At 73.9% G+C, this 17,285-nt stretch carries 20 protein-coding genes; 9 read left to right on the forward strand and 11 right to left on the reverse strand.

Features of this window, described 5'->3' with window-relative positions; translation table 11 throughout:
- Positions 1–187: 187 nt before the first annotated feature.
- Genes ACFWJO_RS18185 through ACFWJO_RS18195 form a run of 3 tightly spaced genes read right to left on the reverse strand, consistent with a single transcriptional unit; the run spans position 188 to position 2,915 of the window.
- Positions 188–1,063: an alpha/beta hydrolase gene (locus ACFWJO_RS18185; protein WP_386866225.1), complete on the reverse strand. Its 876-nt coding sequence runs from the start codon at positions 1,061–1,063 to the stop codon at positions 188–190.
- On the reverse strand, positions 1,060–1,791 hold the full coding sequence (locus tag ACFWJO_RS18190; RefSeq protein WP_386866227.1) for an SDR family NAD(P)-dependent oxidoreductase: 732 nt from the start codon (positions 1,789–1,791) through the stop codon (positions 1,060–1,062). The genes ACFWJO_RS18185 and ACFWJO_RS18190 overlap by 4 nt, the downstream gene beginning before the upstream one ends.
- Positions 1,788–2,915 (reverse strand): LLM class flavin-dependent oxidoreductase, encoded by a 1,128-nt coding sequence (locus tag ACFWJO_RS18195; RefSeq protein WP_386866229.1) that lies wholly within the window; start codon positions 2,913–2,915, stop codon positions 1,788–1,790. The genes ACFWJO_RS18190 and ACFWJO_RS18195 overlap by 4 nt, the downstream gene beginning before the upstream one ends.
- A gap of 116 nt (positions 2,916–3,031) precedes the next feature.
- Between ACFWJO_RS18195 and ACFWJO_RS18200 the strand changes: the two genes are divergently transcribed.
- Together ACFWJO_RS18200 and ACFWJO_RS18205 are read left to right on the forward strand one after the other, a co-directional pair.
- The gene (locus ACFWJO_RS18200; protein ID WP_386866231.1) at positions 3,032–3,658 is read left to right on the forward strand and encodes a helix-turn-helix transcriptional regulator; all 627 of its coding nucleotides are present in this window, start codon (positions 3,032–3,034) and stop codon (positions 3,656–3,658) included.
- The gene (locus ACFWJO_RS18205) at positions 3,649–4,368 is read left to right on the forward strand and encodes a VWA domain-containing protein (RefSeq protein WP_386866233.1); all 720 of its coding nucleotides are present in this window, start codon (positions 3,649–3,651) and stop codon (positions 4,366–4,368) included. Before ACFWJO_RS18200 ends, ACFWJO_RS18205 begins: the two co-directional genes overlap by 10 nt.
- A gap of 28 nt (positions 4,369–4,396) precedes the next feature.
- Here the strand turns inward: ACFWJO_RS18205 and ACFWJO_RS18210 are convergent, their stop codons facing one another.
- Entirely contained in the window at positions 4,397–5,314 is a 918-nt protein-coding gene (locus ACFWJO_RS18210; RefSeq protein ID WP_386866235.1) for an aldo/keto reductase, read from the reverse strand.
- Positions 5,315–5,374: 60 nt separating this feature from the next.
- Between ACFWJO_RS18210 and ACFWJO_RS18215 the strand changes: the two genes are divergently transcribed.
- From ACFWJO_RS18215 to ACFWJO_RS18225, 3 genes are read left to right on the forward strand one after another with little or no spacing between them, the layout of a single operon-like run.
- Positions 5,375–5,743: a MerR family transcriptional regulator gene (locus ACFWJO_RS18215; protein WP_386866237.1), complete on the forward strand. Its 369-nt coding sequence runs from the start codon at positions 5,375–5,377 to the stop codon at positions 5,741–5,743.
- Positions 5,744–5,783: 40 nt separating this feature from the next.
- A complete protein-coding gene (locus ACFWJO_RS18220) occupies positions 5,784–6,176 on the forward strand; it encodes a VOC family protein (protein ID WP_386866239.1) in 393 nt (130 codons plus the stop codon).
- A gap of 50 nt (positions 6,177–6,226) precedes the next feature.
- Positions 6,227–6,760, forward strand: a complete 534-nt coding sequence (locus tag ACFWJO_RS18225; protein WP_386866241.1) for a pyridoxamine 5'-phosphate oxidase family protein — start codon at positions 6,227–6,229, stop codon at positions 6,758–6,760.
- A 7-nt stretch (positions 6,761–6,767) separates the two neighbouring features.
- On the opposite strand, the gene ACFWJO_RS18230 is transcribed toward ACFWJO_RS18225, so the two are convergent.
- Both ACFWJO_RS18230 and ACFWJO_RS18235 read right to left on the reverse strand, forming a co-directional pair.
- Positions 6,768–7,832 carry an acyl-CoA dehydrogenase family protein gene (locus ACFWJO_RS18230; RefSeq protein WP_386866243.1) on the reverse strand — a complete coding sequence of 355 codons (1,065 nt, stop codon included), beginning with the start codon at positions 7,830–7,832 and terminating at the stop codon, positions 6,768–6,770.
- Entirely contained in the window at positions 7,832–9,058 is a 1,227-nt protein-coding gene (locus tag ACFWJO_RS18235) for an acyl-CoA dehydrogenase family protein (protein ID WP_386866245.1), read from the reverse strand. The genes ACFWJO_RS18230 and ACFWJO_RS18235 overlap by 1 nt, the downstream gene beginning before the upstream one ends.
- Positions 9,059–9,158: 100 nt before the next feature.
- On the opposite strand from ACFWJO_RS18235, the gene ACFWJO_RS18240 reads away from it, so the two are divergent.
- The 4 genes from ACFWJO_RS18240 to ACFWJO_RS18255 are packed head-to-tail and all read left to right on the forward strand — an operon-like array spanning position 9,159 to position 12,918.
- Positions 9,159–10,328, forward strand: a complete 1,170-nt coding sequence (locus ACFWJO_RS18240; RefSeq protein ID WP_386866247.1) for an acyl-CoA dehydrogenase family protein — start codon at positions 9,159–9,161, stop codon at positions 10,326–10,328.
- Positions 10,325–11,110 carry an SDR family oxidoreductase gene (locus ACFWJO_RS18245; RefSeq protein ID WP_386866249.1) on the forward strand — a complete coding sequence of 262 codons (786 nt, stop codon included), beginning with the start codon at positions 10,325–10,327 and terminating at the stop codon, positions 11,108–11,110. The genes ACFWJO_RS18240 and ACFWJO_RS18245 overlap by 4 nt, the downstream gene beginning before the upstream one ends.
- Before the next feature lie 15 nt (positions 11,111–11,125).
- Complete coding sequence (locus ACFWJO_RS18250) at positions 11,126–11,743, forward strand: TetR/AcrR family transcriptional regulator (protein ID WP_386866251.1); 618 nt, start codon at positions 11,126–11,128, stop codon at positions 11,741–11,743.
- 17 nt (positions 11,744–11,760) lie between these two features.
- Positions 11,761–12,918 carry an acetyl-CoA C-acetyltransferase gene (locus tag ACFWJO_RS18255; protein WP_386866253.1) on the forward strand — a complete coding sequence of 386 codons (1,158 nt, stop codon included), beginning with the start codon at positions 11,761–11,763 and terminating at the stop codon, positions 12,916–12,918.
- A gap of 82 nt (positions 12,919–13,000) precedes the next feature.
- Here ACFWJO_RS18255 and ACFWJO_RS18260 read toward each other — a convergent pair whose 3' ends face one another.
- Genes ACFWJO_RS18260 through ACFWJO_RS18280 form a run of 5 tightly spaced genes read right to left on the reverse strand, consistent with a single transcriptional unit; the run spans position 13,001 to position 17,283 of the window.
- Complete coding sequence (locus tag ACFWJO_RS18260; protein ID WP_386866255.1) at positions 13,001–13,906, reverse strand: tyrosine-protein phosphatase; 906 nt, start codon at positions 13,904–13,906, stop codon at positions 13,001–13,003.
- A gap of 11 nt (positions 13,907–13,917) precedes the next feature.
- Complete coding sequence (locus ACFWJO_RS18265) at positions 13,918–14,979, reverse strand: NAD(P)H-dependent flavin oxidoreductase (protein WP_386866257.1); 1,062 nt, start codon at positions 14,977–14,979, stop codon at positions 13,918–13,920.
- A complete protein-coding gene (locus ACFWJO_RS18270) occupies positions 14,976–15,689 on the reverse strand; it encodes a CoA-transferase subunit beta (RefSeq protein ID WP_386866259.1) in 714 nt (237 codons plus the stop codon). The genes ACFWJO_RS18265 and ACFWJO_RS18270 overlap by 4 nt, the downstream gene beginning before the upstream one ends.
- Positions 15,686–16,534: a CoA transferase subunit A gene (locus tag ACFWJO_RS18275; protein ID WP_386866261.1), complete on the reverse strand. Its 849-nt coding sequence runs from the start codon at positions 16,532–16,534 to the stop codon at positions 15,686–15,688. Before ACFWJO_RS18275 ends, ACFWJO_RS18270 begins: the two co-directional genes overlap by 4 nt.
- The gene (locus ACFWJO_RS18280) at positions 16,531–17,283 is read right to left on the reverse strand and encodes an enoyl-CoA hydratase family protein (protein ID WP_386866263.1); all 753 of its coding nucleotides are present in this window, start codon (positions 17,281–17,283) and stop codon (positions 16,531–16,533) included. The genes ACFWJO_RS18275 and ACFWJO_RS18280 overlap by 4 nt, the downstream gene beginning before the upstream one ends.
- Positions 17,284–17,285: the final 2 nt, after the last annotated feature.

The raw sequence follows: 17,285 nt of genomic DNA on the forward strand, positions 1-17,285 counted from the left end.
GCGCTTGCCCCACTGTCCCCGACCTGGACGACTGGGCGAGCGCCGCGGTGCGTCTGGGTGCGGGTGCGCGGAGGTCCGCTGTGGCCGAGGCGGTGCCCGTGCGCTCCGCGTGTGGTTGCCGCAGGTGATCCGGTGCGGGTGGGTGGGGGCGGGCGATTCTCGGGGGTGCGGGAGGCGTTCTGGAGCCTCATGTGGCCAGCCCGCTGAGCCAGGCCGCCGCCCCCTCCAGCGCCCGGTCGGCCTCCGGAAGCAGGCCGACGCCGCCCAGGAAGCCGTGGAAGACGCCCGTGTGGAGCTGGACGTGGGCCGTCACACCGGCGGCGGAGAGGCGGCGGGCCCAGGCCAGGCCCTCGTCGCGCAGGGGGTCGCAGTCGGCGAGGACGAGCAGTGCCGGGGGCAGGCCCGTGAGGTCGGCGGCCAGGCCCGGGGAGGCGGCGACCGGGTCGCCGGCCGGGCCCAGGTACTGCTCCCAGTACCAGCGCATGTGGGCCGTGGTGTGGAAGAAGCCCGTCGCGTACGTGCGTGCCGACTCCCCGTCGAGGCGGTGGTCCAGGACCGGGTAGACGAGGAGCTGGCCCGCGACGGCAGGGCCGCCCCGGTCGCGGGCGCGCAGGGCCGCCGCCGCGGCGAGGTTGCCGCCGCTGGAGTCGCCGGCGACGACGAGGGGGCGGCCCGGGTGGCGGGCCGCCGCCCACTCCAGGGCCGTGTACACGTCGTCCTCGGCCGCCGGGAAGCGGTGTTCGGGGGCGCGGCGGTAGTCGACGGAGACCACGGTGGCGCCGGTGCGGGCGGCCAGCGCGCGGCAGAGGCGGTCGTGGGTGTCCAGGTCGCACAGGACCCAGCCGCCGCCGTGCGCGAAGACGACGACCGGGCCGGCCTCCCCTTCGTACACGCGGACCGGGACGCCGTACGCCTCGGCGTCCGCGGAGCCCGGCGGGATGTCGCCCAGGTGCGCCCGGGCCGCCGCGCGGAAGGCCGCCGGGTCCGCCCCGGGAAGCGGGAAGGCGGCCGCCATCGCGTCGCACAGCGCGCGGGCGGCCGGAGTCAGGGGGTCCGGCGTCATGCGGTGAGGCCTCCGTCCACGGTGAACTCGGCGCCCGTCACGTACGAGGCCGCGTCCGAGAGCAGGAAGGCGACCAGTTCGCCGACCTCGCGCGGCCGGCCCATCCGGCCGAGCGGCAGGTGCGACCAGTCCCGGTCCGCCACCGCCGCCGTCATGGGCGTGTCGACGGCGCCGGGGTGGACCGTGTTGACGCGGATGCCGTACGGGGCCAGGTCGCGGGCCGCCGAGCGGCTGAGGCCGCGCAGGCCGAACTTGGCCGCGCCGTAGGCCGCGTGCCCGGGGACGCCGACCAGGCCGGCCGTCGACGAGACGTTCACTATCGAGGCCCCCGGCGACTCCCTCAGCGCCGGCAGCGCCGCCTGCATGCCGAGGAAGGGCCCCAGCAGGTTGACCCTGAGGAGGAGTGCGAAGTTCTCGTACGTCTCCGACTCCACCGGCGCGGTCCGCCACAGGGCCGCGTTGTTGACCAGGCCGTCCAGCCGTCCGTGGACGGCGAGGGCGCTCCCGACGACCGTCTTCCAGTCCTCGGCCGAGGTCACGTCGTGCCGGACGAACACGGCCGTCCCCGCGCCCAGCTCCGCCGCGACCGCCCGGCCCTCCTCCTCCCGTACGTCGGTGAGGACCACCCGCGCCCCGGCCTCCGCCAGGAGCCGTGCCTCGGCGGCGCCCTGACCGCGCGCCGCGCCGGTGACGATCACGACCTTGCCGGCCGGCCCCTGCCCGCTCACGACGCCGCCCCGGTCGCGCGGAAGCGCGGGATGACGTGCTCGCCCCACTGCCGGATGGTCTCCAGGCAGACCTCCTGCGGCACCGTCCCCATCTGGATCAGGCACATCACCTCGTCGACCCCGATCCGCCGCAGCCGCTCGACGTAGGCGACGGCGGTCTCGGCGTCCCCGTAGGCGTGGTCGGTGTTGTACGTGCCGGTGTCGACCGGCCGGGCGGGGATGTCCGCCTCGTGGAGGCGGGCCACCAGCGCGTCGCGCTCGCGGGCCAGGGCGCCGGCGTGGTCCTCGTCCTCCGCGTATCCGGTGGGCGCGGGCGCGCCGCCGTACCAGTGGGCGATCGACTCGGCGAAGAAGCGCTGTCCGCGGGTGCCGAGCCGCAGCGCGCGGGCCCGGTCGTCCAGGACGATCGTCGGACAGAGCGCCGAGAAGTGGTCGTTGACCTCGGTGGAGACGAACCGCGAACCGTCGCGGGCCGCGATGGCCTCGTCGTACACCGTGCGCATCGCGCGCACGTCGTCGGCGCCGGCGAAGCCCATCACCAGGGCCCCCATGCCGAGTTCGGCGGCGAGCCTGAGGGTCTCGTGCCGGGAGCAGGCCATGAAGAGCGGCGGGTGCGGGTCCTGCACGGGACGGGGCAGCACCGCGCCGGGGCCGATGTCGAGCGAGCCGTGCCACTCGAACTCCTCCTCGCGCCACGCCGAGGCGAAGATCCGCAGCGCCTCCTCCGTCTGCGGGTGCGTGTCCTCGGGGCTGACCCCGAACATCCGCATCTCCTGCCTGGTCGCGCCGCGTCCGGCGCCGACGTCGACCCGGCCGCCGGAGAGGACGTCGAGCATGGCGGCGCGCTCGGCCACCCGCACCGGGTGCTGGTAGCCGAAGGGCATCGTGACGACGCCGTGGCCGATCCGGATGGTGCTGGTCCGGGCGGCGACCCAGGCCAGGAAGATCTCGGACGCGCTCATGTGGGCGTACTGGGTGAGGGAGTGGTGCTCGACCGCCCAGATCCGGTCGAAGCCCGTCTCCTCGGCGAGGACGGCCTGTTCGACACAGTCGTGGAGGACCTGGCGTTCGCGCTCGCGGGTCGGGTCGACGAGCTGGGCTTCGAAGATCATCGAGAACTTCACGGGGAGCTCCTCCCGGTGCCGACCGGCCTGCTGCCGACGGCTGCCGACGTGTATGCCTAATCGAAATACTTCTAGCAGGCATAGAGAGGGGAGGGAAGAGCCGTACACTGCCACCCGTGGTGGACGAAGAAGGCGTGCCGGGGCTTCCCCCGACCAGCTGGGCGGTGCTCGGCCTGCTGTCCTTCGGGCGGGAGTTGTCGGGCTACGACCTGAAGAAGTGGTCGGACCGGTCGCTGGGCCTCTTCTACTGGAGCCCGTCGTTCAGTCAGATCTACGGCGAGCTGAAGCGCCTGGAGAAGGCCGGCTACGCGACCTCGCGCCTGGTCGCGCCGGAGGCCGGCACCCGGGACAAGCGGGTCTACCGCATCACCGACGCGGGCCTGTCCGCCGTGCGCGCCTGGGCCCGCACCGCGCCGATCGACCCGCCGGTCCTCAAGCACGGGCCGATGCTCCGGCTCTGGCTCGGCCACCTCCTCGAACCCCAGCGGACGCGGGAGGTCCTGGCCGGCCACCGCGAGTTCGCCGAGACCATGCGGCAGCGGGCCGAGGAGGACGCCGAGGGCGCCAGGGCCGACGAGGCCTGGGCCTATCCGACGCTCACCCTGAAGTGGGCCGAGCGGTACTACGCCTCCGAGCGCGACCTCGCCGACGCCATGCTCGCCGACATCGAGGAGCTGGAGGCGGAGCGCGAGCGGCGGCGGGGCGCCGACGGCACGAAGGAGGGGGACCGTCCGTGGCTCTGAGTCTGCGCAAGGTCGAGGAGGCCGCGCCCGCGCTGGTCGACCTGTACAAGAAGGCGGGGGATTCCCTCCGGCGGCACGGGATCGACGGACAGCGGGTCGCCGTCTATCTCGTCGTCGACTACTCCGGCTCCATGAAGCCGTACTACGCCGACGGCACGGTGCAGGCCCTCGCCGACCGCGTGCTCGGGCTCTCGGCCCAGCTCGACGACGACGGCCGCGTGCCGGTGGTGTTCTTCTCCACCGACGTGGACGCGGAGACCGACATCGTCCTCGGCGAGCACGAGGGGCGGATCGACCGGATCGTGGCCGGCCTCGGCCACATGGGGAAGACCAGCTACCACCTGGCCATGGACGCGGTCATCGACCACTACCTCGACAGCGGGTCGACCGCGCCCGCCCTGGTCGTCTTCCAGACCGACGGCGGGCCGATCAACAAGCTCGCCGCCGAGCGGTACGTCTGCAAGGCGGCCCGGCTGCCGATCTTCTGGCAGTTCGTCGGCTTCGGCGACCCGGGCAGCCGTCAGTTCGAGTTCCTGCGCCGGCTCGACGAGCTGGCGGTGCCGGCGAAGCGGCCGGTCGACAACTCCGGGTTCTTCCACGCCGGCAAGGACCCGCGCCGGGTCAGGGACGAGGAGCTGTACGACCGGCTGGTCGCCGACCTGCCCGCCTGGCTCGCCGCCGCCCGCGCCCAGGGCATCGTCCGCACCTGAGCCGGACGGCGACCGCCCGGACCGCACCTCAGACCGCACCTCCGATCGCCGCGAACTGCTCGTCCGTGAGCCGGACGTCGAGCGCGGCCATGTTCTCCTTCAGATGGTGCTCCGAGGTCGTGCCGGGGATCGGGACGACGTGCGGGCCGCGGTGCAGCAGCCAGGCGAGTGCCGTCTGGGAGGGCGTCGCGCCGACCTCGCGGGCGACCCGGGCGACCGGTCCCTCCGGATCCGCGTGCGCGCCCATGGCCACCGGGAAGAAGGGCACGAAGGCGATCCCGCGCTCCGCCGTGTGGTCCAGGACCGCCTCGTGGTGACGGGCCGACAGGTTGTAGAGGTTCTGCACGGCCGCGACCGGCGCCGTGCGCTCGGCCTCCGTCAGCTGCTCGACGGTCACCTCCGAGAGCCCGATGTGCCGCACCTTGCCCTCCTCCTGGAGGGCCTTCAGGGCGCCGAGCTGCTCGGCGACCGGGTAGTTCTCGTCGATGCGGTGCAGGTAGAGCAGGTCGATGCGCTCGGTGCGCAGCCGGCGCAGGCTCAGCTCGGTCTGCTGGCGCAGATACGCGGGGTGGCCGAGCGGCACCCATTCGGTGGGGGAGGGCCGCAGGTTGCCGACCTTGGTGGCGACGGCGACCTCGTCCCCGTACGGCCGCAGCGCCTCGGCGAGGAGTTCCTCGCCCGCGCCGAGCGCGTAGGCGTCGGCGGTGTCGAAGAGGGTGACCCCGGACTCGACGGCCGTGCGCAGCAGGTCCAGGGCGGCGGCCCGGTCGGCGGGCGGCGACCAGATGCGGGCCTCGGGGCCGGTGGGGTCGCCGGGGCCGTCGGCGAGGCGCATGGTGCCGTAGCCGATGCGGCGGACCGGGAGATCGCCGCCGAGGTGAAATACGTTGGGGAAGTCCGTGCGCGCGGGCTTGTCCGCGGGCGTGTTCGCGTTCGTGTTGGTCATGGCGGGAACGCTAGGAGCTCACACCCATGTGAGCTTCAAGGGTGTGTGAGGGGGATCACAGTGAAGATCGGTGAGCTGTCACGGGAGACCGGCGTCAGCGTCCGGCTGCTGCGCTACTACGAGGAGCAGGGCCTGCTCGGCTCGGAGCGCACGCCCGGCGGGCAGCGGGTCTACGGCGCGGACGCGCCCGCCGTCGTCCGGCGGATCCGCGCGCTCCTCGGGGCCGGGCTGCCGACCCGGGTCATCGCGGAGGTCCTGGACTGCGTGTGCGGCAGTGAGGCGGAGATCGAGCCCTGCCTCAGCCCGCTCCTGGTCGCCCAGCTCGACGCGATCGACGAGCGCATCCACGACCTCCAGGGCACCCGCTCCTCGCTCGCCGCGCTGGTCGCCGCCACAGAGGGGCGGGAGTTGGCCGCGACGCGGGAGTAAACCGTTCGTCAGGGAGCGCGGAGCGGGCGATAGTGACCGCATGACCACTCTTGTGCGACACGTCACCATCGACTGCTCCGACGCCTACGCCCTCGCCTCCTTCTGGGCCCGGGCCCTGGACTCCCAGGTCTCCGACGACGACAAGCCCGGCGACCCCGAGGCGCTGGTCGAGACGCCCGGCGCCGGCCTGCTCTTCATCCAGGTCCCGGAGAAGAAGTCCCTGAAGAACCGGGTCCACCTGGACCTCCAGCCGCAGGACCGCACCCGCGACGAGGAGGTCGAGCGGCTGATCTCGCTCGGCGCGACGCTCTTCGACGACCAGCGTCGGCCCGACGGCACGGGCTGGGTGGTCCTCCAGGACCCGGAGGGCAACGAGTTCTGCGTCGAGCGCAGCAAGGCCGAGCGTGCCGCCACCGAGGCCGCGCAGGCGTAGTCGGAGTAATCCGGACAGAGGATGTCGGGTTTCCGGTGTTCCCTGGAACCATGGGAACCACCGGAACCACCCCGACCGCCGTCTCCTGGTCCGCCTTCGAGTCCGCCGAGCCCGAGCTCGCCGCCACCGTGCGCGAGCGTTTCGGCATGTACACCCACCACGCCCTCGCCACCCTGCGCAAGGACGGCTCGCCGCGGCTCAGCGGCATCGAGGCCGACTTCCGGGCCGGTGAGCTGTGGCTCGGCATGATGCCCCGCTCGCTCAAGGCCCGCGACGTGCGGCGCGACCCGCGCTTCTCGCTGCTCGCCAACCCGGGCGAGGGCACGAGCATGGGCGGCGGCGACGTCCGCGTCTCCGGGCGGGCGGTCGAGATCACCGACCCGCGGAAGCTGGACTGGTACGCGGCCGAGGTCGGCATGCCGATGCCGTTCCACGTCTTCCGGGCCGAGCTCACGGAGGTCGTCCGGACGTACGTCGACGGCGAGGAGATCGTCCTGCGCACCTGGTCCCCGGGACGCGGGGCACGGACGCTCCGGCGCGGGAACGACGACAGCCCGCCGCGCGAGGACACCCCTCAGGCCTGACCGCCCGTCAGTCCCCGTCCTCTCGCTGGTCCCTGCCCGCCCGCCGGTCCCTGCCCGCCCGCCGGTCCCTGACGCTCGCCGGTCCCTGGCCGGGCGCCGCGAGCACCTGTGCCCGGCACCAGGACGGCGTGCCCCAGGCGTCCCGCAGCGGACGGGCCTTGCGCAGCCAGAGGGAGAGGTCCAGCTCCTCGGTGTAGCCGACGGCGCCGTGGATCTGGAGGGCGGTGGCGGCCGCCGCGTGCGCCGCCTCCCCGGCCGCCACCTTGGCCGCCGCGAGATCGCCGCTCTCGAAGGTGAGCGCCGCTCCGAACAGCAGCGGCCTGGCGAACTCCAGGCCGATCAGGGTGTCCGCGAGCCGGTGCTTCACCGCCTGGAACGAGCCGATCACCGTGCCGAACTGGGTGCGCTGCTTCGCGTACGCCACCGTCCGGTCCAGGAGCGCGAGGCCGACGCCGAGGGACTGGGCGGCCGTCGCGAGCAGCGCCCAGTCCCGGGCGTGCCGGGCCGCGGCGGCGACGGCGGGCCCGGCCGCGAGCAGCTCGCCGCCCGGCGCCGGCCGCGCCAGCCGCCGTACCGGGTCGGCGGACACCCGTATCTCCTCGTGCCCGGGAGCGAGCCGCAGCTCCTCGCCGTCGACGGCGAACACCGGGCCGGCGGCGTCGGGGTCGAGCGCGTACGGCGAGACGTCGGCCATCGCGAGCGTCGCCACCGTGTCCCCGGAGACGAGTCCGGGCAGCAGCCGCTTCGCGGGGGCCGGCTCGCCCCGCGCCGCCAGCCCGGCGAGCAGCGCGGTCGCCGCGACCGTCTCCGTCAGCGGGCCGGGGACGGCGTGGCGGCCCGACTCCACGAGGGCGTGGGCGAGTTCCACGGGCAGCGGGCCCACGCCCTCGTACGCCTCGGGCGCCGCGAGCGCGAAGACGCCGGCCGCGCCGAGCCGCGCCCACAGGGCGCACCCGGGTGCCGGGTCGCCGGCCGCCCAGGCCCGTGCCACCGCCGGAGTGTCCGCCGCGGTCAGCATCGCGTCGAGGGAGCGCGCGAAGTCGCGCTGTTCGTCGGTCGGCAGGAAACGCATCAGCGGCGGCCCTTCGGGAGGCCGAGCAGGCGCTCGGCGATGATGTCGCGCTGGATCTCGTTGGTGCCCGCGTAGATCGGCCCCGCGAGCGAGAAGACATGGCCCTCGGCCCACTCGGTGTCCGCCCGCTCGCCGTCCGGGCCGAGCAGGTCGAGCGCGGTCTCGTGGAGGGCGATGTCGTACGTCGACCAGAACACCTTGTTGAGGCTGGACTCGGCGCCCGTGGCCCCGCCGGCACCGACGCCACCGGCGGACCTGCCGGCCCCGGCGGCACCTCCGGCCCCCGAAGCCCCGCCGGTGTCGCCGGCCGCGAGGCGGGAGGCGCCGGCCGCCGTGAACAGCTGGTAGGCGCGCGCCCCGATCACCGCGTCCGCGACCCGGTCGCGCAGCGCGGTGTCCTCCTCGTCCGCCCGCTCCCGCCACAGCCGTACGAGCCGGTCGGCGGCGGCCAGGAAGCGGCCGGGCGAGCGGAGGGTGAGCCCGCGCTCGTTGCCGGTGGTGGACATGGCGATCCGCCAGCCCTGGCCCGGCTCGCCGATGACGTCCTCGTCCGGTACGAACACCTCGTCCAGGAACAGCTCGGCGAAGGCCGGCCTGCCGTCGAGCCGCCCGATGGGCCGCACGGTCACCCCGGGGGCGCGGAGGTCGAACATCAGGTACGTCAGGCCCCGGTGCGGGCGGCCTTCCGCCGCCGGCGCCGGGTCGGTGCGGAAGATGCCGAAGGCCCGGTCGGCGAACGCGGCCCGCGAGGACCAGGTCTTCTGCCCGGACAGCAGCCAGCCGCCCTCGGTGCGCACCGCGCGCGAGGTGAGCGAGGCGAGGTCCGAGCCCGCCTCGGGCTCGGACCAGGCCTGGGCCCAGATCGTCGCGCCGGTCGCCATGGACGGCAGGACACGGGCCCGCTGCTCCTCGGTGGCGTGCTCGAAGAGGGTGGGCGCGAGCAGGCTGATGCCGTTCTGGGAGACCCGGCCGGGCGCGCCCGCCGCGTAGTACTCCTCCTCGAAGACCAGCCAGCGGAAGACGTCGACGCCGCGGCCGCCGTAGCGCTCGGGCCAGGAGACCACCGACCAGCGGCCGGCGGCGAGTTCCGCCTCCCAGGCGCGGTGGGCGGCGAAGCCCTCCTCGGTCTCCAGGGAGGGCAGCGGCTCGGCGGGCACGTGGGCGCGCAGCCAGGCGCGGGCCTCGGCCCGGAACTCCTCCGTCTCCGCGTCGTGGGTGAGGTCCATCAGGCGTGCGCCTCCTTGGCGGACGGGGATCGGCGGACGGGACCGGCGGACGAAGGCCCCATCCTTCCCTAACAAGTGTTTGGTAGGTTAACGTACGGTCATGAGCAGCGCCATGAGGAGCGCCACGGGCGGCGTCGAGGAGTTCCGCACCGAGATACGCGACTGGCTCGAGGACCGGCTCGGCGGCGAGTTCGCCGCGCTGAAGGGCCTGGGCGGACCCGGCCGGGAACACGAGGCGTTCGCCGAACGGCTCGCCTGGGAGCGGCACATGGCCGCCCACGGCTGGACCTGCGTCGGCTGGCCGGAGGAGTACGGCGGCCGCGGCGCGAGCGTCGCGGAGCAGATCGCCTTCCACGAGGAGTACGCCCTCGCCGACGCCCCCGCCCGCGTCAACCACATCGGCGAACAGCTCCTCGGCCCCACGCTGATCGACCACGGCACGGAGGAGCAGAAGGCCCGCTTCCTGCCGTCGATCCGCGCCGTCGAGGAACTCTGGTGCCAGGGCTACAGCGAGCCCGGCGCCGGCTCCGACCTCGCCGCCGTCCGCACCCGCGCCGTCCGCGACGGCGACGCATGGGTGGTGCACGGCCAGAAGACCTGGACCTCGCTCGCCCACGAGGCCCAGTGGTGCTTCGTCCTCGCCCGCACCGAGCCCCGCGCACCCGGCGCCCGCCCGCACGCCGGGCTCTCCTACCTCCTCGTCCCGCTCGACCAGCCCGGCGTCGAGATCCGGCCCATCACCCAGCTCACCGGCACCAGCGAGTTCAACGAGGTCTTCTTCGACGGCGCCCGGACGCCCGCGAGCCACGTGGTCGGCGCGCCCGGCGACGGCTGGCGCATCGCCATGGCCACCCTCGGCTACGAGCGCGGCGTCTCCACCCTCGGCCAGCAGGTCGGCTTCCGCCGCGAGCTCGAAGCCCTGATCGGCCTCGCCCGCGCCAACGGCGCCGCCGCCGACCCCCTCATCCGCGACCGGCTCGTCCGCGCCTGGACCGGACTGCGCACCATGCGCGCCCACGCCCTGTGCGGCACCGACCCCTCCACGGCCAAGCTCTACTGGTCCCACTGGCACCGCGACCTCGGCGAGCTCGCCATGGACGTGCGCGGCGCCGCCGCGACCCTCGCCGCCGGAGAGCCGTACGAACTCGACGACTGGCAGCGGCTGTTCCTCTTCTCCCGCGCCGACACCGTCTACGCCGGATCCAGCGAGATCCAGCGGAACATCATCGCCGAGCGGGTGCTCGGCCTGCCGAAGGAGCCGCGCCCATGAGCACCGCACCGGAGTACGTGCCCGGGCACGGGCTGCTCGCCGGCCGCACCGCCGTCGTCACCGCCGCCGCGGGCGCCGGGATCGGCGGCGCCACCGCCCGCCGGCTCCTGGAGGAAGGCGCCCGCGTCCTCGTCAGCGACGCCCACGCCCGCCGCCTCAAGGAGACCGAGACCGCCCTCGCCGCCGAGTTCGGCGCCGGCCGGGTCGCCGCCCAGCCCTGCGACGTCACCGACGAGGGCCAGGTCCAGGCCCTCTACGACACGGCCGTACGGCTCCACGGCGGCCTCGACGTCCTCGTCAACAACGCGGGCCTCGGCGGCACCGCCGCACTCGCCGACATGACCGACGAGCAGTGGAACCGCGTCCTCGACGTCACCCTCACCGGCACCATGCGCTGCACCCGCGCCGCCCTCCGCCGCTTCCGCGACAGCGGCACCACGGGAGTGATCGTCAACAACGCCTCCGTCGTCGGCTGGCGCGCCCAGACCGGCCAGGCCCACTACGCCGCCGCCAAGGCCGGCGTCATGGCCCTCACCCGCTGCGCCGCCGTCGAGGCCGCCGCCCTCGGCGTCCGCGTCAACGCCGTCGCGCCCTCGCTCGCCATGCACCCGCACCTGGTCAAGGTCACCTCCGCCGGGCTGCTCGCCGAGCTGACCGAACGCGAGGCCTTCGGCCGGTACGCCGAACCCTGGGAGGTCGCCAACGTCATCGTCTTCCTGGCCAGCGGCTACTCCTCGTACATGACCGGGGAGACGGTCTCCGTCAGCAGTCAGCGCGCCTAGGACCAGAATGGACGGGTGCCAACGACGAAGAAGAAGACGCAGGTGACCGCCTCGCCCGAGCGGCGCAGGGAACTCCTCGACACGGCGGCCGAGGTGTTCGCCGCCCAGGGCTACAACGCCACCACCGTCCGCAAGATCGCGGACGAGGCGGGCATGCTCGCCGGCAGCCTCTACTACCACTTCGATTCCAAGGAATCGATGCTCGACGAGATCCTCTCCACCTTCCTGGACGAGCTGTGGGACGGCTACGACGCCGTGCTCGCCGCCGGGCTCGGCCCCCGGGAGACCATCGAGGCCCTCGTCACCGAGTCCTTCCGGGAGATCGACCGGCACCGCGCCGCCGTCGCGATCTACCAGAAGGAGGCCCGTCACCTCGTCGACCAGCCCCGCTTCCACTACCTCGCCGACTCGCAGGTCAAGTTCGAGAAGGCCTGGCTCGGCACCCTGGAGCGCGGCGTCGGATCCGGCGCCTTCCGCGCCGACCTCGACGTCCGGCTCACCTACCGGTTCGTCCGCGACACCGTCTGGGTCGCCGCGTCCTGGTACCGCCCCGGCGGACAGCACAGCCCCGAGGAGATCGCCCGTCAGTACCTGTCGATGGTGCTCGACGGCATCGCCGTACGCACCCCCTAGCCACAGGAGGAACAGCCATGGCCGAGGCCTACATCGTCGAAGCGGTCCGCACCCCGGTGGGCCGGCGCAAGGGCGGATTCGGCGCCGTCCACCCGGCGGACCTCGGCGCCCACGTCCTGAAGGCGCTCGTCGACCGGAGCGGTGTCGACCCGGCCGCCGTCGAGGACGTCGTCTTCGGCTGCCTCGACACCGTCGGGCCGCAGGCCGGCGACATCGCCCGCACCTGCTGGCTCGCCGCCGGACTGCCCGAGGAGGTCCCCGGCGTCACCGTCGACCGCCAGTGCGGCTCCTCCCAGCAGGCGATCCACTTCGCCGCCCAGGGCGTGCTCTCCGGCACCCAGGACCTGGTCGTCGCGGGCGGCACCCAGAACATGACCATGATCCCGATCGCCTTCGCCTCCCGGCAGGCCGCGGAACCGCTCGGCCTCACCCAGGGCCCGTACGCCGGATCCGAGGGCTGGCGAGCCCGGTACGGGGACGCGCCGGTCAACCAGTTCCACGGCGCCGAACTCATCGCCGCCAAGTGGGGCATCACCCGCCGCGACCAGGAGGAGTTCGCCCTGCGCTCGCACCGGCGGGCGGTCCGCGCGATCGACGAGGGCCGCTTCGCCCGCGAGACCGTCCCCTACGGGGACGTCACGGTCGACGAGGGGCCGCGCCGCGACACCAGCCTGGAGAAGATGGCCGCACTCGACCCGGTCGTCGAGGGCGGCACCATCACCGCCGCCTGCTCCTCGCAGGTCTCCGACGGCGCCGCGGCGATGCTGATCGCGAGCGAACGCGCCGTACGCGAGCACGGGCTCACCCCGCGGGCCCGCATCCACCACCTGTCGGTGCGCGGCGAAAATCCCATCCGCATGCTGTCCGCGCCGATACCGGCCACCGCCCACGCCCTGAAGAAGACCGGGATGACCATCGACGACATGGACCTCGTCGAGATCAACGAGGCCTTCGCCCCGGTCGTCCTGGCCTGGCTGAAGGAGACCGGCGCCGACCCCGAGCGCGTCAACGTCAACGGCGGCGCGATTGCCCTCGGCCACCCGCTCGGCGCGACCGGCGTGAAGCTGATGACGACCCTCCTGCACGAACTGGAACGCACCGGCGGCCGCTACGGACTCCAGACCATGTGCGAGGGCGGAGGGCAGGCGAACGTGACGATCGTCGAGCGGCTGTAGCACTACGGGGGCTGCAGTACCGCGGGGGCTGCAGTACTGCGGGGAGGAGCGCGGCCCCCCGGCCGCGCTCCGTCCCGTCCGGTCAGCCGACCAGCCGCTCCCGCAGCCCCGCCAGGGTGCGCAGGTCCACGCCCAGGCCCTGCGTGACGTACTGGTAGAGGCTGCCGTAGCCGGTGCGGACCTCGGCGAGGGCCGCGTCCAGGTACTCCTGGCGCACCTCCTGGAGCGGGATGAGCAGGTCCGGGTTCTGCATCAGCCCGGCCTGCTTCAGGCCCTCGCGCACCCGGGCGTCGTACGCGGCGCGGAAGGTGTTGGAGGCCAGGTAGTCCTCGGTGGCCGAGCGCTCCGGCACTCCCACGAGCGTGAGCACCAGCCAGCTCGCCCAGCCCGTGCGGTCCTTGCCCGAGGTGCAGTGGTAGAGCTGCGGGCCCGCGCCCGGCGCGGCGAGCTCGCGCAGGGTCGCGCCGAACTGCTGCCGGTTGGCGGCGTCGGTGACGAAGGTGCGGTACACCTCGGTCATGAAGGCCGCCGCCCGGCCGCCGCCCAGCATCTGCTCCTGCCGGACCGGGTCGCGCGAGCCGATCGCGGTGAGCAGCTGCCCGAACAGGCCGTTGTCCGTGACGGACCGGGAGACCCCGGCGACCCCGGCCGGCAGCCGGTCCGCGCCGTCGTACTGGACCTCCAGCGGGATCCGGAAGTCGATCACCCGGGTGAGTCCCAGCGCGCCGACCGCGGCCACGTCGGCGTCGGTCAGCTTGCCGAGGTGGTCGCCGCGGTAGACCAGGCCGTGACGCACCCTGGCCCCGTCGTACGTGAGGTATCCGCCCAGGTCGCGGACGTTGACCGCGCCCTGGAGCGGGATCTGCCGGATGGCGTCCGTGGTGAGCCCGGGCCGCGGCCGGGGCCGGGCGAGCGAGGGCGGGGCGGCGACCGCGAGGAGGGCGGTGGCACCGGCGGTGCTCAGCAGTGCGCGTCTCGACAGAGACATGGCTGACTCCCTTACGTGGGTGGAAGGGTACGGAGCACGTGCGCGGCCTCGGACATGACGCGGTTCACGAGTTCCGCGCAGCTCGGCAGGTCCTCGATCACCCCCGCGACCTGTCCGGAGGCCATGACGCCGAGGTCGGTGCGGCCCTCGACCATGGAAGCCTTCAGGAGCATCGGGGTGTTCGCGGCGAGCAGGACCTGGCTCCAGGACAGGTCCTTGCCGTGGCGCATCGCGAGCCCGTCGCGGACCATCGCGGTCCAGGACAGGCCGGAGACCTTCCGGAAGCCGGAGGCGCGGCGCACGGCCTGCGCCAGCGCCCGTACCCGCCCCGCCCGTTCGAGCGCGGCGACCATCTCGGTGCGCAGCATCCGGTGCGGCAGCCCGTCCACCGCCGTGGTGACGGTGACGTCCCTGACCGTCGCCGCCAGGTACCGCGCCTTGACGGCATCGGGCACGGTCGAGTCGGAGGTGAGCAGGAAACGGGTGCCCATCGCGATGCCCGCCGCCCCGTAGGCGAGCGCCGCGACCAGGCCGCGGCCGTCGTGGAAGCCGCCGGCCGCGATCACCGGGATGCCGACGGCGTCGACCACCTGCGGCAGCAGCACCGTCGTGGCCACCTCGCCGGTGTGTCCGCCGCCCTCGCCGCCCTGGACGACGACCGCGTCCGCGCCCCAGGCGGCGACCTTCTCGGCGTGCCGGCGCGCCCCGACGGACGGGATGACGACGACTCCGGCGTCCTTGAGCTCGGCGATCAGCTCGCGGGAGGGCGCGAGGGCGAAGGACGCGACCCGGACGCCCTCGTCGATGACGATCCGGACGCGTTCGCGGGCGTCGCCCGCGTCGGCGCGCAGGTTCACGCCGAAGGGACGGTCGGTGCGGGACTTCACCTCCCGTACGGCGGAGCGCAGTTCGCCGACGGTCATGGTGGCGGAGGCGAGGATGCCGAGGGCGCCCGCGTTCGCGGTGGCGGAGACCAGCCGGGGCCCGGCGACCCAGCCCATGCCGGTCTGCACGATCGGGTGCTCGACGCCGACGAGCTCGGTGAGCGCGGTCTTGAGGACGGGGACCGTCATCGGGGCGCGACCTCCCGGTCGCGCAGCCCGCCCGGGTCGACGACCTCGCGGATCAGGCGCAGCTCCTCGGCGCTCGGCTCGCGGGTGTACGGCACCTCGCCGTCGGTCACGAGCTGGAAGCCGGTCGCGGCCCTGACCTCGTCGACGGTCACTCCCGGGTGCACGGACGCGAGCCGCATGCGGTGGTCGGGCGTCGCGAAGTCGAGCACGGCGAGGTCGGTGACCACCCGGGGCAGGCGGTGGTACGGGCCGACGGCGTGGTCGTAACCCACTCCGCTGATCATGTCGACGCGTTCGACGAAGACGCGCGGCGAGTGCCGGGAGATCCAGTAACTGACTGGGTTGTTCAGGGTGTTGACGGGTGCGCCGCGCACGCCGAGCAGCTGGCGGGCGGGCCGGTCCCAGTCGCCGATGCAGGAGATGTTCTGGTTGCCGTAGCGGTCGAGCTGGCTCGCGCCCATCATCACGTGCCGTCGGCCGCCGGTGACCATGGTGAGGTGGCGGCGGTACGGCAGCCAGCCCTCCGGCCGGCCGTCGAGGCCGACCAGCAGCGCCTCGCCGTCGGTGAGCAGGAGGTCGGGGGAGAAGGTCCGCCTGGCGAGCCGGGCGCCGAGCGAGGGCACGAGGCCCATGGGGCTGGCGAGCACCTCGCCGTTGTCGCGCCAGGCCTCGGCGCAGGCGACGACGCAGTACTCGGCACGGGTGATCACTTCTGGTCCTCCTCGCGCCAGACGCGGACGGCGGCCTGGTAGTCGTCCTCGCTCTTGCCGGACAGGAAGCGTGCGGCGAACTCGGGCCAGGGAGTGGTCGCGTAGAGCTTCTGGAAGGGCTCGTCGCGGCCGTGGTCGGGGACGCAGGAGGTGAAGTGCGCCCCGTTCGGGGTCTCGACGACGCCGGTCACGCTGTGCCGGCTGACCAGCAGGGTCTGCGGGACGGTGTCGGCCGGGAAGGCGTCGACGAGCCGTTCGCAGGAGACGTACGCGGTGTCGGCGGCCTCGCAGAACAGGTCGTCGAAGTACGGGTCGGGGCCCAGGTACTGGCCGTTGCCGAGCCGGTCGGCGCGGTTGAGGTGGACGAGGGCGGCGTCCATGCGCAGCGCGGGCACGGCGACGAACTCCTCGCCGTCCGCGTAGGGGGAGGTGACCGTGCGCAGCTCGGGGTTGACCCGCATGACGTCGGAGCCGAGACCGGCCCGTACGGGCAGGAAGGGCAGCCGGTTGGCGGCGGCGTGCAGCCCCCACATGAACATGGCCTCGTCGTACTCGGTCATCGCGATCCGGCCCTGCTCGCGGGCGGCCCGGAAGTGCGGTTCGAGCGGGATGGAGTCGAGGGTCGCGAAGGGGGCGACGAGCCGGCGGATCCGGCCGGCGGCGGCGAGCAGGCCGACGTCGGGGCCGCCGTAGGAGATGACGGTGAGATCGGTGATCTCGGACCGGAGCAGCGCTCTGACCAGGGCCATCGGCTTGCGCCGCGAGCCCCAGCCCCCGATTCCGACCGTCATGCCGGAGCGGAGCCGTCCGGCCACCTCGTCCGGGGTCATGGTCTTGTCGGTCACCGCTCGCCGCCGTCCTTCCCGAAGGCGTCGCGGACCCGGTCGGCGACTCCGGCGAGAGCGGCCTCGAAGGTGAAGCCCTGCTCGAAGCGGTAGCCGCGGCGTACGTCGACCGGGTCGATGCCGTTGATGGCGGCCTTGGCGAGCCGGATCAGCGTGCCGTCCTTCGCGGCGATCTCGCCCGCGAGTTCCAGGGCGGAGGCGAGGAGTTCCGCGCGTGGCACCACCTTCCAGACCGAGCCGTGGGCGTGCAGCTCCCGGGCGGTGGCGGTGCGCGAGGTGTAGTACAGCGCGCGCATCAGGTGCTGCGGCACGAGCCGGGCCAGATGGGTGGCGGCGCCGAGCGCGCCCCGGTCGAGCTCGGGCAGCCCGAAGACGGCGTCGTCGGCGGCGACGATCGCGTCCGCGTTGCCGACGAGGCCGATGCCGCCGCCCAGGCAGAAGCCGCCGACCGCCGCGACCACCGGCACCTCGCAGTCGTAGACGGCGGCGAAGGCCTCGGCGCAGCCGTGGTTGACGCCGACCAGCGCGTGGTGGCCCGGGTCGCGCTGGAGCTCCTTGATGTCGACGCCCGCGTTGAAGCCGCGGCCCTCGGCGGCGAGGACGACACAGCGGATCTCCGGGTCGCGCCCGGCGCCGCGCAGGGCGTCGGCGAGCTCGTACCAGCCCCGCACCGGGAGGGCGTTGACAGGGGGGAAGTCGACGGTGACGAGTGCGACGCCCTTGTCCGGGCGGGAGGTGGAGACACCCATGA

It is taken from the genome of Streptomyces sp. NPDC127092, assembly GCF_042722475.1.
Classification (GTDB): Bacteria; Actinomycetota; Actinomycetes; order Streptomycetales; family Streptomycetaceae; genus Streptomyces.

Coding starts and splice junctions, on each gene's coding strand:
- ACFWJO_RS18235 (WP_386866245.1), bottom strand. CDS start 9,058: ATGGACCTCACCCACGACGCGGAGACGGAGGAGTTCCGGGCCGAGGCC.
- ACFWJO_RS18255 (WP_386866253.1), top strand. CDS start 11,761: ATGGCCGAGGCCTACATCGTCGAAGCGGTCCGCACCCCGGTGGGCCGG.
- ACFWJO_RS18230 (WP_386866243.1), bottom strand. CDS start 7,832: ATGCGTTTCCTGCCGACCGACGAACAGCGCGACTTCGCGCGCTCCCTC.
- ACFWJO_RS18280 (WP_386866263.1), bottom strand. CDS start 17,283: ATGGGTGTCTCCACCTCCCGCCCGGACAAGGGCGTCGCACTCGTCACC.
- ACFWJO_RS18210 (WP_386866235.1), bottom strand. CDS start 5,314: ATGACCAACACGAACGCGAACACGCCCGCGGACAAGCCCGCGCGCACG.
- ACFWJO_RS18225 (WP_386866241.1), top strand. CDS start 6,227: ATGGGAACCACCGGAACCACCCCGACCGCCGTCTCCTGGTCCGCCTTC.
- ACFWJO_RS18220 (WP_386866239.1), top strand. CDS start 5,784: ATGACCACTCTTGTGCGACACGTCACCATCGACTGCTCCGACGCCTAC.
- ACFWJO_RS18260 (WP_386866255.1), bottom strand. CDS start 13,906: ATGTCTCTGTCGAGACGCGCACTGCTGAGCACCGCCGGTGCCACCGCC.
- ACFWJO_RS18265 (WP_386866257.1), bottom strand. CDS start 14,979: ATGACGGTCCCCGTCCTCAAGACCGCGCTCACCGAGCTCGTCGGCGTC.
- ACFWJO_RS18240 (WP_386866247.1), top strand. CDS start 9,159: ATGAGCAGCGCCATGAGGAGCGCCACGGGCGGCGTCGAGGAGTTCCGC.
- ACFWJO_RS18185 (WP_386866225.1), bottom strand. CDS start 1,063: ATGACGCCGGACCCCCTGACTCCGGCCGCCCGCGCGCTGTGCGACGCG.
- ACFWJO_RS18245 (WP_386866249.1), top strand. CDS start 10,325: ATGAGCACCGCACCGGAGTACGTGCCCGGGCACGGGCTGCTCGCCGGC.